This window comes from Paraburkholderia sediminicola, assembly GCF_046026855.1.
GTDB lineage: Bacteria > Pseudomonadota > Gammaproteobacteria > Burkholderiales > Burkholderiaceae > Paraburkholderia > Paraburkholderia sediminicola_A.
In genome coordinates this window covers 45,883-60,760 of sequence record NZ_JAQQET010000028.1, presented here as the reverse complement: position 1 = coordinate 60,760, position 14,878 = coordinate 45,883, and the positions used below count along the sequence as shown (strand labels likewise).

13 protein-coding genes and 1 pseudogene are annotated in these 14,878 nt (G+C 55.8%); 7 read left to right on the top strand and 7 right to left on the bottom strand.

From position 1 onward, the window contains the following. Positions 1 to 3: 3 nt before the first annotated feature. Together PQR40_RS27275 and PQR40_RS27270 are read right to left on the bottom strand one after the other, a co-directional pair. A complete protein-coding gene (locus PQR40_RS27275; RefSeq protein ID WP_408392978.1) occupies positions 4 to 825 on the bottom strand; it encodes an ABC transporter substrate-binding protein in 822 nt (273 codons plus the stop codon). A gap of 694 nt (positions 826 to 1,519) precedes the next feature. After that, on the bottom strand, positions 1,520 to 2,605 hold the full coding sequence (locus PQR40_RS27270; protein ID WP_408392980.1) for a hypothetical protein: 1,086 nt from the start codon (positions 2,603 to 2,605) through the stop codon (positions 1,520 to 1,522). Between the two features lie 626 nt (positions 2,606 to 3,231). Between PQR40_RS27270 and PQR40_RS39085 the strand changes: the two genes are divergently transcribed. After that, positions 3,232 to 3,990, top strand: coding sequence for an IclR family transcriptional regulator (locus PQR40_RS39085; protein WP_459252570.1), 759 nt, complete (start codon positions 3,232 to 3,234; stop codon positions 3,988 to 3,990). 138 nt (positions 3,991 to 4,128) lie between these two features. On the opposite strand, the gene PQR40_RS27255 is transcribed toward PQR40_RS39085, so the two are convergent. Both PQR40_RS27255 and PQR40_RS27250 read right to left on the bottom strand, forming a co-directional pair. Continuing rightward, positions 4,129 to 4,437 (bottom strand): IS66 family transposase, encoded by a 309-nt coding sequence (locus tag PQR40_RS27255; RefSeq protein WP_408485535.1) that lies wholly within the window; start codon positions 4,435 to 4,437, stop codon positions 4,129 to 4,131. Positions 4,438 to 4,779: 342 nt separating this feature from the next. Continuing rightward, positions 4,780 to 5,139, bottom strand: a pseudogene (locus tag PQR40_RS27250) (aconitase family protein); the annotation flags it as partial. Positions 5,140 to 5,145: 6 nt separating this feature from the next. On the opposite strand from PQR40_RS27250, the gene PQR40_RS27245 reads away from it, so the two are divergent. The 5 genes from PQR40_RS27245 to PQR40_RS27225 all read left to right on the top strand — a co-directional run bounded on the left by PQR40_RS27245 (position 5,146) and on the right by PQR40_RS27225 (position 9,665). Next, on the top strand, positions 5,146 to 5,343 hold the full coding sequence (locus tag PQR40_RS27245) for a type II toxin-antitoxin system VapB family antitoxin (protein WP_408392988.1): 198 nt from the start codon (positions 5,146 to 5,148) through the stop codon (positions 5,341 to 5,343). Positions 5,344 to 5,412: 69 nt separating this feature from the next. After that, on the top strand, positions 5,413 to 5,658 hold the full coding sequence (locus tag PQR40_RS27240; RefSeq protein ID WP_408392991.1) for a hypothetical protein: 246 nt from the start codon (positions 5,413 to 5,415) through the stop codon (positions 5,656 to 5,658). 340 nt (positions 5,659 to 5,998) lie between these two features. Continuing rightward, positions 5,999 to 6,586, top strand: coding sequence for a hypothetical protein (locus tag PQR40_RS27235; protein ID WP_408392994.1), 588 nt, complete (start codon positions 5,999 to 6,001; stop codon positions 6,584 to 6,586). An 87-nt stretch (positions 6,587 to 6,673) separates the two neighbouring features. Further along, positions 6,674 to 8,098 carry an amidase gene (locus tag PQR40_RS27230; RefSeq protein WP_408510233.1) on the top strand — a complete coding sequence of 475 codons (1,425 nt, stop codon included), beginning with the start codon at positions 6,674 to 6,676 and terminating at the stop codon, positions 8,096 to 8,098. A 418-nt stretch (positions 8,099 to 8,516) separates the two neighbouring features. After that, positions 8,517 to 9,665, top strand: a complete 1,149-nt coding sequence (locus PQR40_RS27225) for a porin (protein ID WP_408510232.1) — start codon at positions 8,517 to 8,519, stop codon at positions 9,663 to 9,665. Positions 9,666 to 9,704: 39 nt separating this feature from the next. On the opposite strand, the gene PQR40_RS27220 is transcribed toward PQR40_RS27225, so the two are convergent. The 3 genes from PQR40_RS27220 to PQR40_RS27210 form a co-directional block, all read right to left on the bottom strand. Further along, positions 9,705 to 10,367 (bottom strand): Crp/Fnr family transcriptional regulator, encoded by a 663-nt coding sequence (locus PQR40_RS27220; RefSeq protein ID WP_408393001.1) that lies wholly within the window; start codon positions 10,365 to 10,367, stop codon positions 9,705 to 9,707. Positions 10,368 to 10,455: 88 nt separating this feature from the next. Next, positions 10,456 to 11,778, bottom strand: coding sequence for an MFS transporter (locus PQR40_RS27215; protein ID WP_408393003.1), 1,323 nt, complete (start codon positions 11,776 to 11,778; stop codon positions 10,456 to 10,458). A gap of 241 nt (positions 11,779 to 12,019) precedes the next feature. After that, positions 12,020 to 12,862, bottom strand: a complete 843-nt coding sequence (locus PQR40_RS27210) for a prephenate dehydratase (protein WP_408510231.1) — start codon at positions 12,860 to 12,862, stop codon at positions 12,020 to 12,022. 600 nt (positions 12,863 to 13,462) lie between these two features. Between PQR40_RS27210 and PQR40_RS27205 the strand changes: the two genes are divergently transcribed. After that, complete coding sequence (locus PQR40_RS27205; RefSeq protein WP_408510230.1) at positions 13,463 to 14,866, top strand: methyl-accepting chemotaxis protein; 1,404 nt, start codon at positions 13,463 to 13,465, stop codon at positions 14,864 to 14,866. Positions 14,867 to 14,878 lie beyond the last annotated feature (12 nt).

Sequence of the window (14,878 nt, the reverse complement as noted above, 5' to 3'; positions counted from 1 at the left end):
CAGTCAACCTTTGATGGGCTCGACGTGAAACTCTCGCTTCATGTCATAGACTGACTTTGGTCCGAGCCACTTATCGAAAATGCGCTGAGCCTCTCCCGATTTCTCCATTTCTTGAAGGGCCGCGTTGACCGCCTTCTGCAACTCAGGCTCTCCCTTTCTGATGCCGAGCCCCCAAGGCTCCTCGCCCAGGGACGGGCTGATCACCTTCAGATCGCCCGACGGACCGAGCTTGGCGACGAAGCGGCGCAGGATGGTTTCAGACATACCTGCGCCCTCCACTTTGTGTTGCACAAGCGCCATAACTGCTGACGGTGTATCGTCATAGCTGACGGTCTCTGCCGTCGGCACTGCCCTCTTGAGGAAGGCTGGGGTGCTGGCACCCTTAATAACACTGACGCGCTTACCAGCCAGGTCCGTTGGCTGCTTGTAAGATGATGATGCGATTACAGCTACCCGCTGCTGGCTCACAAAGTATGTGTCCGAATAGTCGATCTGCTCGGCACGAGAAGGGTTCCACCCCAAGATCGCCGCGAGGATATCAACGCGACCCTGAGTGAGTTCGGGGATGCGGGCCTCGAGCGACACCGCTTTGAGCTCAGGCTTTACGTGGAGGGACTTGGCAATGGCATTGCAGAAGTCAACATCGTATCCTTGCAGTTGCCGCGTCGAAGGATCTTGGAAACCAAAGGGCTCGACGTTGCTCATGACTCCACAGATTAGCGTTCCGCGGGACTTGATGTCGTCCAATCCGTTCGCTCGTGCAATCGGTGAAAAGACTGTGCTGCAGGCGATGACGGCGACAACGTATTTTGATAGCAATTTCATGGACTCCTCCTTGGGAATGGTGAGCATCGCAGCCGATGCGTTCTCTAGTTGCCGAAATAAACCCTTCCTCCTTGCGATGCACTGTTGGAGGAAGCCGACGATCTGCCGATGAACCACGCTCAGTGATGCATATTGTGCAAACCGACTTACTACGGTGAAATGCATGTCTGTAACAGGATCACGTCAGGCAAAGTCTAGGTAGCCATATAAATTCAAAAAAGCGATAATTTTCGATCTAAATAGATTCATTTTTAAGACCTATCGTTGGCGTTTCTGCACTGCGCAGCGGACCCGTCGTCGGGTAGTTTCTTGCCCGTGGGACACATCCGACGATGTGCGCTTGGTTAGTGCCTACCAGGCGCGATGCTGGGTCGCGCTTGAACTCGCCACGGTATCGCTACTCAATTCGATCACTCAGGTCTCCGTGAAGTGGAGTTCCCTTTAACGCCGAGCCTATGCGTCACAGGTTCGGTCGCGAAACACCCACAATCGACGTCGCACGCTGCCGCCGGCCTTGATCGTCGTCGCGCGATTGTGAACGTTCGTAGGATTGGGGCGGCGCTAGCTAATGTAGGGGCCTCAAACACACGCAGACACTCGTCTGCCTAGAATCGTCTCCGATCTTTTGTAATTCAGTAGACCTAAATTATATTTAGGGTGATCAGGAGCGTAGACTTCACCGCCGTTATTATTGTCAATGCCGGCCAATCTTACTGACGTTGCAAAATGATGCAATCGAGTGATATATCGATTCAAGACCGGATACCGCCTGATCAATCGCGAGCGCGACCCTGGAAGCTCCATGTTCTCCGACAAATGCAAAATGATTACCCTCGATCGGGATTACCAACCGTTCCCGGATATTCACGGAGAGTTCTCTGAGACGCCGCCACTGGCCGTCGTCAAATCTTGAAGGTTCGTTTCCGGATCGGCGCAAAAGAGATAAAAGCGTCTGTGCGTTGTAGATGCTCCACCAGTTGGCATCCATTACGACGTGTTCGTAGTCCAAGCGGCCGTCATTAGCGAGCACAGCCACTAGTGGATAATCTGCAAATTCGAATGCGCCATAGTCGTTTGCTTGCTGGATCGAGTCGAATTGGTACGCGCCATTCTTATACACTTCGCCGAGGCCTTCTAATCCGACCGGAATATCACCTACATAATCCGCGAGATAGGTCCTCTCTGGAATTATCTCCCGCCCCTGATTGATTCGGTTCACCTCCATCAATTGCCGAATCCATTTGGAATAGTCGACACTGCGATCTGCGTACCCAACAGCGGATTTCTTGAGTTCGATCTGCGGTGACAAGCCAGGAATTCCCGGAGTTGCCATCATCGAAATGGCTCCGGCGACCGTCAATCCCATCGAGGTTGCTGCTTTGAATGCGGGTTGTACCGCCTTGCCACCCATGCTCCAGCTAAGTAGGACGACGGGCCCAGTCAATTTATGGCGAAGTATTGCGGATGAAGCTAGCTCTGCAATCTGCTGCCCCCACATTTGCGCCGAAAAGCCGGGTGCAGGAAGGCCGCTCATGAATCCGCTGGCCGTTGCAATCGGGTAAGAAATGGCTAGGAAGTTGTATCTCAGCTTGGTGATCCAGTGCGCAAGAAAGTCCTCGACCCTACTTCCTTCGTGCCCGCCATAAGCAATTCGGGCGTTATGGTGGGCTCCCGGCACAAAAACGATCAAAGGTTTCGAGCGATCACCCTGGAAATACCGCCCAACTGCGGGGTAGCCATAGGCTTCGGCGCTTTCCTCGCCGACGTAAAGTCCGTTCATTTCGTTCACCAATGTCAATGTCTTTGTAGCTACGCGCTCGGAGGGGGCTGTGCCGTGACCGCAGAACACACGATATACGTTTCTGTATCCGGAAGTTAATTATCTATAAGCGAAACTCTGCATTCGTTGTGACCGGATGTCAATCCTTCGATACCCGAAGACTTTTCTGAGTGGAGATGCCTGCTACGCCGCGCGACGCGGCGGGCAGCTCGCGGAGTAGCCCGCTTGCTGGCCGGCGATCGAAAGCGGCAGCGTTTTCTTTTGATTTCCGCGGCTACGCCGTTACGGTCGTGAAATTCAATTTGACGCAGCGTATCGGGCAAGATAATCTTCTTCAGTTCCGAATATAGAAAGTTACGGATCCGAACAGAAGGCGGAATCCTGAACAATCGTGCTGGGAATTCTGCAATCGGCGTTGGACAAAAATCGAGTCATACAATCCTGGGCGTCGAGGCGAAATGGGACGGTTCGGGCGTCTGGATATCGCATTGACTATCGAGAGACGGTCGATCACAGAGCTGAACGGTCGGACTAGGCCGGTTAGCAATCGTGTTGCATCAGGAGCGAACTGGCAGGCGGCTTGTGTCCGCATGGTAGTTGCTTCGCGGAAATAGGAGGGATGTCGTCTGAAAACCATCACTTCGGGTGGCTCACAGACCGTCGATAGGGCGCTGGTCGCGTTGAAAGCGATTGTCGTGCACGCTCGACCGGTATCGCTGGATGAGATATCGCAACTCATCAGTCTGCATAAGAGCGTGGCATATCGACTGATTCGGTCGCTCGAGAATGCGGGGTTCGTCCAGCGTGACCCGGTCCTTGGTGGGTATACTGTCGGTTCGGAATTGTTGTCTCTGAGCATGAGCGTTTCGCGTCGATTGGACGTTGGCCGATTGGCGAGACCGTCCATGGAGTTGGTCGTGAAGGAGTTCGGCGAGACAGCGTCGCTGCACGTGCGTTGCGGTGACAGGCGCGTCTGCGTGGAAGTTGTGGACGGCACGCATTCTGTGCGTAGGGTCGTCCCGTTAGGCGAGACGCTTCCAATCTATGCAGGCGAGTCGGGACGCATCTTATTGTCCGGGCTGATTGATCAAGAACTCCAGCGCCAACTAGACGTTGCTGCACGAAACGGCATCGACTGCGCAGCCCTTGGCCGGGACGTTGCAACGGCACAGCATCAGGGCTGGATTATTGGCGCGGGCATGCGGACGCCGGACGTTGGATCGGTATCCATCGCCATACACGGTGCCACGCGCGCGGTTGCCGCGCTAACTGTCTCCGGACCTCTCAATCGCTGGACCGAGTCCGCAATGAAAACGGCATTACCAAGGTTGCTTGAATTGATTCGACCGATCAGCGTGCAGTTCGAAAAACTAGCCGCGGAGTGACGTTGCAAGGCCTGTCCGGCATTCGTAAATGGCCGGGGAACCCGTCTTAACGGGTTTCACTAATCGACGATCACTGCCGGCAGCCGGCGATGACGATGTCGGTGGCTCTGGAGGGCGGCCGTCGCATAATGATGTCCTTCAGATAAGGTGCGGCTCGTGGCCACTAAGTTGAGCCCAGCGTATCAAGCTCATGATGGAGGCAGCGCACGGTCCTGCTCGAAGCAAGCTGGCGAACAACCTGTTGGCTCTTGCGATGACCCATGGACGCGTCTGATCCTCGGCCCGATTGTTGTCTATGGGTACGTGCCCCCGGTCGAGATTGCGCGTAAGCGCCTCCGAGCGTTTGAGGTTGTAGTCCACGCTGTCGGAGCGCCGCCAACCCTTGGTAAGGAGCGTCGCACACGGGCTTCGCCCGGCTCTGACGGAGCTTGCGGCGTTCTTCGACATCCAACATCGCCGCGACTCGCGTATGCCGCACATCCGATTCCCGTCATGCCCTGCTGGAGCCCAGCCTTGTGTACTCGTTGTAATCGTCGCATACAACCTGTGAGGAAGGCGCGCGCTTGTCCGCCTGCACGGCTGTTGGCACGGTCGTAGATTACGGCGCGCGACTCACTGGATTGGGTGCGCGCATATTCCCAAGACCTTCGGCCCGACTCGAACGGGATGACCGGGCGCTTACGCATGAGCGACCTCAACTGACCGCTCCTCCACTGCCGCGCAAAAAATGGCACCGAAGGCTTTCGGCCTACGGCGCCATCGCGCGACGCTACAACGAGGACAACGCGCTTACATCAGCACGGTATTCGCGATTTCCTTGAAGTCTTCGATCTGGTCGAAGTTCATGTATTTGTAGATCTGGTCGCTGCTGGCATTGAGCACGCCCATGTCGGCCATGTACTCATCCCTGCTCGGGATCTTGCCCAGCCGCGAGCAGATCGCCGCGAGTTCTGCCGAGCCGAGGTAAACGTTCGTGTTCCTGCCCAGGCGATTCGGGAAGTTGCGCGTCGAAGTCGACATGACAGTCGCGCCTTCGCGCACCTGTGCCTGGTTGCCCATGCACAGCGAGCAGCCAGGCATTTCGGTACGGGCACCGGCCGTGCCGAAGACTCCGTAGTGGCCTTCCTCGGTCAGTTGTTTCTGTTGTAAGTGCTCATGCGTACTACCATCGTTCTCGACGACGAACTACTCGCTAAGGCTCAAGCCTATACGGGTTTGGAGGAAAAATCGGCGCTTGTGCGCGAAGCGCTCAAGGCACTGGTCCAACGCGAAGCCGCAAGGCGACTCGCGAACCTCGGCGGTAGTCAGCCCGGTATAAAGAAGACGCCGCGTTGCCGGCAGGACGTCGAATGATACTTCGCGATGGCGACTCCCATCGCCCAGGCGTCCCAGCAAACCAAAACTTTCTACTGAAGTGTCGAGGTGGACGATGACGTTCCAGTCGCTGAAATCACGGATGCCGATGTCCCGGACGACTGGCGGCAGAATCCTGACTGGTCACGCGGCGCGAGCACGGAGTGGCTGCAGACAGAAACGAGCGCGGTCGTTCCCTTCGCCTACAACTTCCTCTTCAACGCAGCCCATCCCGCCGCTGACACCGTGCGGATTGTTGACGCACTCCATGTAAGGCATGACGGCCGGATCCTTAAGCTTTTGACTCGAGGATGAATATCCGTTCTGTCCACATGGCCCGGAACCGATATCCGGAGTAGTCTGAATGGCAACCGGCGTCAGCTAAATAAAAGCGGCCGCCAGGTCCATCTGATTCTCGTCCCTTCTACTGCCGGTGCGCGGGTGCATTCTTCCGTATCAGCAGCATGACAAGAGCCCCAAAGGCTTTCCAGCCCCCGACCTGACGGTCAGGCAGGATCCCCTGACGGCGCGCACGTGAGTCCCCCTGGCCGTCGATGCTTCCACGGCGATTTCGGTCGAGCTTTGTGTCTGCAGATGCAGAAAGCTAAATCATCCGCTTTTACCATGCATCAATACACCTTCTACGGACCTGAACATGACAATCAAATTTGCAACGCTTGGCCCGGCCGGTAGCAATCATGACCTTAATACGCGACGCTACATTGCGTTTCGCAAAGTAAAAGACGCGGAGATCATCTATATCGAACATTTCTTCGACGCTGTCGACATGATCCGGAACGGAACAGCTGATTACGCCGTGCAGGTTTGCGCACATCCGGACGTTGCACCGACAATCGAGCGCCATTACAAGGACGTGTTCCTGGCGGACTGTTGGATCGGTAAAACAAAGGAAATGGGCGTGCTCACGCGCGCTGACGTCGACAAACCGCGCTCGGTCGGCTACATGATCGCTACCGCCGGCTATTTCCGCCCTGAGGAATGGGAGGAGCAATACAACACCCTCTCCAATGCTGACACAGCCCGCAGGCTCCTGGCAGGCGAGTTCGATTCAGGTTTCACGGCACTTGAGATCGCAGACCAGTTTCCGGGCCGCTTCCGCATCGACAAGATTATCGGCCGCGTCGACGTGGTCTGGCTGCTTTACGGCGGCCAGCAAACGAACGTTGGTGACATCCTTGCATGGCCGGATGCGCCCGTCGCCAAGGAAATGTCCGTTGAATGAAGCGCACCTTGGCCGCCCGTTTCATACGAGCCGAAACGCTATGTAGACGCATAGCAGTTGATACCAGTCAAACCGGGAGCCCGATACATGACCGTCCTGAACGATGAAATTGTCGAGCTACCTGCGTCCGCCCTGGCGCAGCTTGTCCTTCAGGGTAAGGTATCGGCTCGACAGGTAACAAGATCATTTGTCGACCGTTGTGAGAAGACCGACGAGCAGCTGAACGTCTTTGCCTACCGCGACTTCGACGCCGCAATCAAGCAAGCTCACTTCGTCGATCGCCTGATCGCGGAGGGCCGGTACCCCGGTCCTTTGGCTGGTGTCCCCGTCAGCGTGAAGGACCTTATATCTGTCCAGGGTGTGCCCTTCGCACTCGGGTCGCGCCTGTTCGCCGGCGAGATTGCGAAGCACGACGCTCCGTCTGTCGCCAGACTTCGAAACGCAGGCGCGTGCATACTCGGCAAGACAACAACGTCCGAGTTGGGCAGTAAGGCGGTCGGACATTCACCACTTACCGGCCACACATTGAATCCCTGGAACAGAGTGCTAACAGCGGGGGGGTCAAGCGCTGGGGCCGCGGCTGGCGTAGCAACACGCATGTTTCCAGTAGCGCTTGGAACGGATGGTGGCGGTTCATCCCGGATTCCCGCCAGTTTCTGCGGCGTCGTGGGCTACAAGCCGACGTTTGGCCGCATACCCGTCTGGCCTCCGTCGGCGACGCCCACCCTCGCGCATGTCGGAATTCTAGGCAACGCCGTCGACGACATCCAGTTGCTGCTAGCTGTGGTTCAGGGTTATGACCGGTGCGATCCTTTTTCATATCCTGTCGGATCGACAGCTCAACTTTATGAAATGCGGTCACCAATCGAGCTTTCTGTTGGCTGGTGCAATGCGATCAACGATCAACGGGCGGACCCCGACGTCGAAGCAATCGCATATGAATGGCTCGAGAAGTCTGTTGGTTCGGGCATCGAGTCGTTCGAATTTGGGACAGAAATTTCTTTTCGGGACCTATGGAATGCGGAATTCTATGGAGGAATCAAATCGCGATTGGGACAGCTATCTGATTCTCCGGATCTGGACCCATCTCTGACACTAGCGTTGAGAGCGTTATCACCCGACGCAGACCAGGTCCGCCGGTTCGGCCGGGATCGGTTGCTTGCATATGCAGTTATCGATGCCATATTCGACCGGTTCGATCTGCTCTGCACGCCTTGCACCCCGACAGTTGCACCTCCTGCAGGATCAGATCAACCGCCTGGCATGGAACATTTCGGCGCGGTTGACTGGTCCTACTTCACATACCCCTTCAATCTATCAGGCCACCCCGCCGTATCAGTTCCTGTCGGGCTGTCGGAGCATGGTCTGCCGGTCGGACTGCAGATTGTCGGGCGCAAGCATGATGACGCAAAGGTACTGGCATTCGCGCGTTTCGTTGAGGCTCAGGTGCGATTCTCCGCTCGGTATAGAACGCCCTCAATTCAAAGCTTTCGCAATAACGGGTTCGCCTGATCGAACGTGTCGCCGAGGAGAGTATCTCCCGGGATAAGGCGCTTACCGTTGCGCTCTTTGACTCGACAGGCATGCCGCACGCGGGAACGTTCGCTCGCTCTCCCCCAAACAGTAAGGTTGACACTGCGAGAAAAGCAGGAGCATCGGCCCATCGATTCAGATGATATGCCAACGCTTTCGACCTGCCCTCCGGCGCAGGCGTCGAACCAGAACACAGCGTAAACGCTCAGTGTGCATGTTTCTGGAGATACAGAACGCCACTTTTCGGAGAAGTACGATTTCTCTGCACTGTCGAGCTCAATCGCGGCCGGAAGTGAGTTTGGATGGAAGACTCCGGCAGGATAACTGAGCGGCCCATCCTGCGATAACGCCAGATACGTCATCTATCGGTAACGATCTATAATATATAGGTATCCTTATGAAAAAAAATATTGTCCTTGCGTCCTGTCTTGTCGCGTCCTTCGCTGCGCAAGCGCAGTCGAGCGTCACTCTCTACGGAATTTTCGACGAAGGCGTCGACTACACAAGCAACGTGGAAGGCCATTCTGCATGGCAAATGACGAGCGGGTATGCTCAGGGTAGTCGCTGGGGATTGAAAGGGACCGAAGAGCTCGGTAGTGGCTGGAAAACGCTTTTCACACTCGAAAACGGCTTCAACGGCAGCAACGGTACATTAGGCCAGGGCGGCCGGATGTTCGGTCGACAGGCCTTCGTTGGCCTTGGGAATGCAACATACGGGACTGTATTGCTTGGAAGACAATACGATTCCGTTGTTGATTACCTCGGTCCACTGACCGCCAATGGTAGCTGGGCTGGCTATCTGTTCGCGCATCCCCTGGACAACGACAATACTGACAATACGTTCCGGGCAAACAACACTGTGAAGTATACGAGTCCCAACGTCGGTGGTTTCCATTTCGGAGGCACCTATGGGTTGAGCAACCAGAGTAACTTCGCAGCCAACCGCCTGTATAGCCTGGGCGTGGGATATGCATGGAACGGATTGTCAGCTTCGGCGGCATATCTGAAGGCCAACAACCCGGGAGCGTCAGCGGACGGTGCACTCGCAAGCGGCGCGACCTCATTTGTAGCAAGCTCTCTCGAGATCTATGGAGTCGGTGCAAAGTACAACTTTGCATCGGCTACGCTGGCCGCGTCGTATACGCATTCCTCAATCCTGAATCCCGCTGCGACGGGCACGCAGATCTTTGTCGGGTCGATAGCTTCTCCGGGCGCCACCATTACGGCGCTCCGCTTCAATAACTTTGAATTGAACGGAACATACTACGTGCGGCCTGATATCCTGCTCGGCGCGATGTATATCTTTACCCAGGCAGAAGTCGAAAAAACCAACGGCAATAGCAATCTTCACTATCATACGGTTGGGTTAATGGCAGACTATTTCATCTCCAAACGTACCGACGTTTATATTCAGGGAGCTTATGAACGCGTTGGCGGTGGCAAGTCTGGAACCGTGCTCGACACCGCCTATGTATCGGGTGCGGCAGGCGTATCCTCATCTATGAACCAGACGGTAGTCCGCGCGGCCATTCGGTATAAATTCTAACCATCCTTCCAGCGCGGCGGCACGTTGCAGCTGGACCCGTCAAACGCCCCACAATTTTGGGGCGTTTGTTATTTCGATCCGTTTGACGTGAGTCTCCAGCACCCCTTCATCTGCAAGCTTGCGCAAAGATCGCGATACGCTGACCCTACTCAAACCGCACATTTCGCCGATCTGCTCCTGGCTGAAGTGTATTTCGATCGTGCCAGTAGTTCCGTCGCCAGCGGCACGCCGTCGAACCGCGGCAAGACGCGCCAAAAGCTGCCTCACCCTGCTCTCGGGGTCATCGCTCGAAAATTGAAGCAGTTTCACTGCCAGGATTCGTTGCTTTCCGCTCATGATTCGAATCAGGCTGGCCAACAGTTCGACGGCATCGCTACAACCGGTAATATCCTCCGGCGAATAAGTTGAGAGAGCGACCTCCGTAACACAGCGGGCGTTTATATACCGGATCCCATTGTCAAAAGCAGCCCCCTCGCCGAACAGCGTGCCAGGTCCCATGAGTTCCAGCAGCAACCGCCGTCCGTCAGGGTGCATCATGTCCGCCTGGACGAAACCAGAGCGAATGAGATGGAAATGTTTGTGCTGGGCGTGCTCGCGGTAAAGCGTTGTGCCTTGCGGATGATGACGAATCCTGCCCAGCGACGGCATGTTTAACCACTTGTCCGTATGAGGAATGCACGCATCCCATGAGGCGTAAAACATACTGTCCATCCAGAAGATTGGCCGCAATCCGCTTTGGTCGCGTGCCGTCAACTTTAGACAACTGTCACTGGCAAATATCCACGCAGGCTCAGTCCGGCTCCGATTCAAGCGATCGTCCATACGTCTCAGGCAACACGAATATGAAAAGAACGAGAGATATGGCACCAATAGCAGAAAGATACGCCGCAACAAAGGTATTGCCACCCGCTTTGAAGAGAGACGTTGCGACTATGGGGGCAGTGCCCGCAAACAGGGCGGAAGATATCGCATACGGTATCCCGATTGCCGTTGCGCGGATGGACGTTGGAAAGAGTTCAGAGACGACTGTTCCGAAGACTGCGTTGGTAGAACCGACCGCGACTGCGCCCCCACAAACGATCAGCAGTGTCGTGAGGGAACTCACGTTCGGACCGAGCAGATTCAGCACCGGATAAGGCAAAATGGTGAAAACCAATGCAGGCGCGATCAGAAATGGCTTTCGGCCAATTCGATCCGACAACCATGCCAGCGCCGGAATGGAAACACAGAATACCGCGGTAGCGACAAGATTCAACGCCAACGCGTTCACATGATCAGCACTGTTCAAGACCCTTACATATGTGGGGAAAAAGATCATTACCAGGACATAGGGCACGGAGTTCATCTGAATGACGAAAACCAGCATAATTTCCTTTGCGTGACGGGCAAAAATATGCACACGCTCAATATCTCGATCGTGCGACTTTGCTTTCTCATGCTCGAAGACGGGGGATTCCGGCAAGCGATTTCGAATAAAGATGCCAACCACAGACAGAAGTGCCCCAAGACCAAAGGGAATCCGCCACCCCCACTGCGATACAGCTTCGTGCGATATTGTCGAGGTCATGACCGTCACCAGGGCCGTCGAACAAAGAATGGACAAACCAATGCACAACATCTGGAAAGATGCGCTGAACGCCCTGTTACGGCTGGAGGAGCTTTCGTTCAGGAACGTGACCGCAGTCTGGAACTCCCCACCGGCAGAGAATCCTTGAAGGATACGTGCGACAGTCATCAGGATAGGAGCCGCAATACCGATCTGGTCGTATGACGGCGTCAGTGCAATCATCGCACTACCCGCGCCGGCCATGAGAATAGTGTAAGACAGCAATGTTTTCCGCCCCATCGTATCCGCGAGCGGGGACAGGATTATTGCGCCGAGTGGGCGCGCCAGGTAGCCAACGGCGAAGATCGAAAAACTCGTGAGAATAGCCAGAAATTTGTCATGCATCGGAAACATCTGCTGCGAGAAATATGGTGCGAGCAGACCATACATCGAGAATTCGAACCATTCGACAAAATGCCCGATGGCACCGCCGAAAATTGTGCGTGCTCGCGAGATACCCGCTTTTGCGTTGAACGTAACAACTTCGGCGTAAGTTCGGTCAACCATGGTCTCCTTCTCCCTCCAGGTCATCTGTGGTGCAAGTTGCTATTCCTGCCACGGAGCAACCTGCTGTAGTCACATCGTCTGGCGGCAAAAAGTTGCTCTCTATATCCACAGATACACGACTCGTGACGTAGTCAGCGAGGAGTCCTCCCCTTAAAGATTTCAAATTTTCCGCCGAGCCCACAAAAAAGCCCGACATCGTCGGGCCAAAATATGCGCTCTTATGTACGTGCAATCTGTGATCCTAATACTTGCGCGCATAGGATCCCAGCACTCGAATATCTGCTCGAGCGCTCAGGAAATTTGCCAGGGCGCCCTCCGTTGCATGCCCTCTAACTTCAACAAGGTAGCGATGGGTATCAAGGGTTACTTTGCTCGGCCGCTCATAGATATCAAGAATGTGTAGCTTCGAGGCGGTCATGTCCGTCAGCAATGCAGAAAAATCGTTGTCCGCGACGGTGACCACCAACGATGTCTTGTCATGGCCTGACGGCGGAGGCATCTGCCGTCCCAAGACCCACCATCGCGTTACATTGTGCGGTCCTTCCTCAATGCGCTCCGCCAGCGAAATCAGACCATAAATCGCCCCACCGATCTTCGGCCCCATGGATGCGATATCGCCAGTTTCGCTCTCGGCAACACTGCGTGCAGCGTCCCCACCGCTAGCGGCGACGACGCGCCGTACTGTCGGCATTGCTCTATCCAGCCATGGCTTGACTTCCTCAAGCGCAACTGGATGCGCTACAACACATTTCACGTCCTCAAGTTTCGTGCCGGGACGGGCCAGTAAACTGTAGCCAAGCATCTTTGGATATTCAGCGACCACTACGACGTTTGGAATGTCGAGCACGGGGTCAAGATAGGGCGTCACGCCGACCACCGAAGTCGTTACCGGAACACACGCCCTGTCGATCGCGCCATTCGCATACTCCGTAAATAGCTGCAAATCCTCAAAAGCCACCAGATTCTCGCTCCCGAAAAGATCGAGACATGCCTGGTGCGTCCATGAGCCACCCGGCCCCAGATACCCAATTTGCCGCCGCGTATCCTTTCCCGCTTCGCCAACAATCGAAGACGAACTTGCCATGTGGTTTTCCTGATCTTCGTTAAACCCTGCGTTCCTGCGCACCTACCATCCTCGCAAAGTTCTGAGGGTGTCGTTTAATAGGAAGAAGGGCATGCGCCCCCCTATCTGGCGGACCGTGCACTGCATTCAAATTTTAATTCTATACTAGTATTTTAATTTAATGCAAACACCGCTAGGCCGACACTGCGAGCGACATTCGTGCCGCGCGCAACGCTACCTGACCAATACCGGTTGATGAGGCGCGTGTGTCGGCCGTCGGTCGCCGGCAACCGAAGAGACTGCTGCAAGCTGCGTGGTTCACCGCGTACATGGCAAAAAAGACAATACAAAATAACTCAACCGTCCGGTTGGAATGTTAATTAAGATGGCGGCTTATTGTGTGGTTCAAGCGCCGGAACGGGCGCCACGGCACCCTCGTTTCAGGAGACCCTGCGAGTATCTACGTCGATCCCCCACGACGAGATCAATCCGCTCAATGAGAAAGTACTGAAGGTGTTTCAGACATGAATGGGCTCCCCTAGCGGGTAGGAATCAGCGCCTATCGCGTGCCATCGCCGTACAACAGAAGAACTCGCCCAACGCAGGCAATAGGAGAAAGTCATGACGCCATTCGGTTATCGGCGCCGGGGAGCAGCCTTGACAGTCGTGAGCGACATCGCGGCCCAGGCCGGCAAACTCGGGATGGAAATCTGCGATGTCACCGGCCATGTCGAGGAAGTGGCGGCTCGCATACAGAGACAATCCGAGGTCTGCCAAGACCTGCGCGGGTCCGCGGCAGCAACGATGCAGGGCAACCAGCGCATCGCTATGGCGGCACGGCAGATGCGGTTAGTCACCGAGGAAGCGACCGATAAGGTCAACACGTCCCGAAACACAGTCGAACAATCGCTATCGGACATCCATGCGCTCGTTAAAGGAGTGAGCGACATGGATAGCCAGATCGATGCGTTTCGCAGTGCGCTTGCGCACGTGAGCAAGGTGTCGGAAGAAATCTCGCTGATTGCGCGGCAAACTAACCTGCTGGCGTTGAACGCTGCGATCGAGGCAGCCCGCGCCGGTGCGTCCGGCAAGAGTTTTGCGGTGGTCGCCAGCGAAGTCAAAAACCTGGCGAGCAAGACCGCACAGGCGACCGATCAGATCGAAACGACCCTCGCACAACTCACGCGGCAGACTCAGCAACTGGTCTCCGATGGCATGGTCAATACTGCACGCGCGCATCGCGTCGACGAAGGCACGCGAATGATCGGCGACGTGGTGCATTCGACCGGCGAGGCCATCACGCAACTCAACTTCGAGGCCGAGCAGATCGCCACACTGACCGGGCAGATTGAAGGTCAATGCTCAAACCTTGAAGAAAGAGTGTTGGAGATGGCGTCGGGCATCGAACAGTCGAGTGAAAACTTCACGCATGCGAACGACAGGCTCAACAACCTGCTGTCAGTCTCGGAAACATTGATTCAGCTGACCGCGGCGGCCGGCGTGGAGACACCCGACACGCCATTCATTGAGGCCGCGCAACAGGCAGCACTCAAGATCAGCAAACTGTTCGAAGCGGCGGTTGCTCGCGGGGACATCACCCTTGCGGATCTCTTCGACCGTCGGTATGAACCGGTTGCAGGCACGAACCCGGTGCAGTTTACAACTCGTTTTACCGCATTCGTCGACCGTGTCCTTCCTGCGATCCAGGAACCCTTGGTGGCACTTGACCAGCGCATTGCAATCTGCGCGGCCGTTGACGAGAACGGTTATCTGCCAACCCACAACCAGAAGTTCTCCCACCCGCAGGGTCCGGATCCGGTGTGGAATGCCGCCAATTGCCGTAATAGACGGATGTTCGACGACCGGACCGGTCTCGCGGCCGCCCGTGATACCAACCGCTTCCTGTTGCAAACGTATCGACGCGACATGGGCGGTGGTGAGTTCGTGCTCATGAAAAATGTCTCGGCACCGATTGTTGTCAGCGGCCGGCATTGGGGCGGGTTTCGAATCGGGTATCGCGCGTAACTGCGTTGCCGC

Coding starts and splice junctions, on each gene's coding strand:
- PQR40_RS27275 (WP_408392978.1), bottom strand. CDS start 825: ATGAAATTGCTATCAAAATACGTTGTCGCCGTCATCGCCTGCAGCACA.
- PQR40_RS27210 (WP_408510231.1), bottom strand. CDS start 12,862: ATGGCAAGTTCGTCTTCGATTGTTGGCGAAGCGGGAAAGGATACGCGG.
- PQR40_RS27255 (WP_408485535.1), bottom strand. CDS start 4,437: ATGTCGAAGAACGCCGCAAGCTCCGTCAGAGCCGGGCGAAGCCCGTGT.
- PQR40_RS27245 (WP_408392988.1), top strand. CDS start 5,146: ATGCGTACTACCATCGTTCTCGACGACGAACTACTCGCTAAGGCTCAA.
- PQR40_RS27220 (WP_408393001.1), bottom strand. CDS start 10,367: ATGTTTTACGCCTCATGGGATGCGTGCATTCCTCATACGGACAAGTGG.
- PQR40_RS27230 (WP_408510233.1), top strand. CDS start 6,674: ATGACCGTCCTGAACGATGAAATTGTCGAGCTACCTGCGTCCGCCCTG.
- PQR40_RS27270 (WP_408392980.1), bottom strand. CDS start 2,605: ATGAACGGACTTTACGTCGGCGAGGAAAGCGCCGAAGCCTATGGCTAC.
- PQR40_RS27215 (WP_408393003.1), bottom strand. CDS start 11,778: ATGGTTGACCGAACTTACGCCGAAGTTGTTACGTTCAACGCAAAAGCG.
- PQR40_RS27225 (WP_408510232.1), top strand. CDS start 8,517: ATGAAAAAAAATATTGTCCTTGCGTCCTGTCTTGTCGCGTCCTTCGCT.
- PQR40_RS27235 (WP_408392994.1), top strand. CDS start 5,999: ATGACAATCAAATTTGCAACGCTTGGCCCGGCCGGTAGCAATCATGAC.
- PQR40_RS27205 (WP_408510230.1), top strand. CDS start 13,463: ATGACGCCATTCGGTTATCGGCGCCGGGGAGCAGCCTTGACAGTCGTG.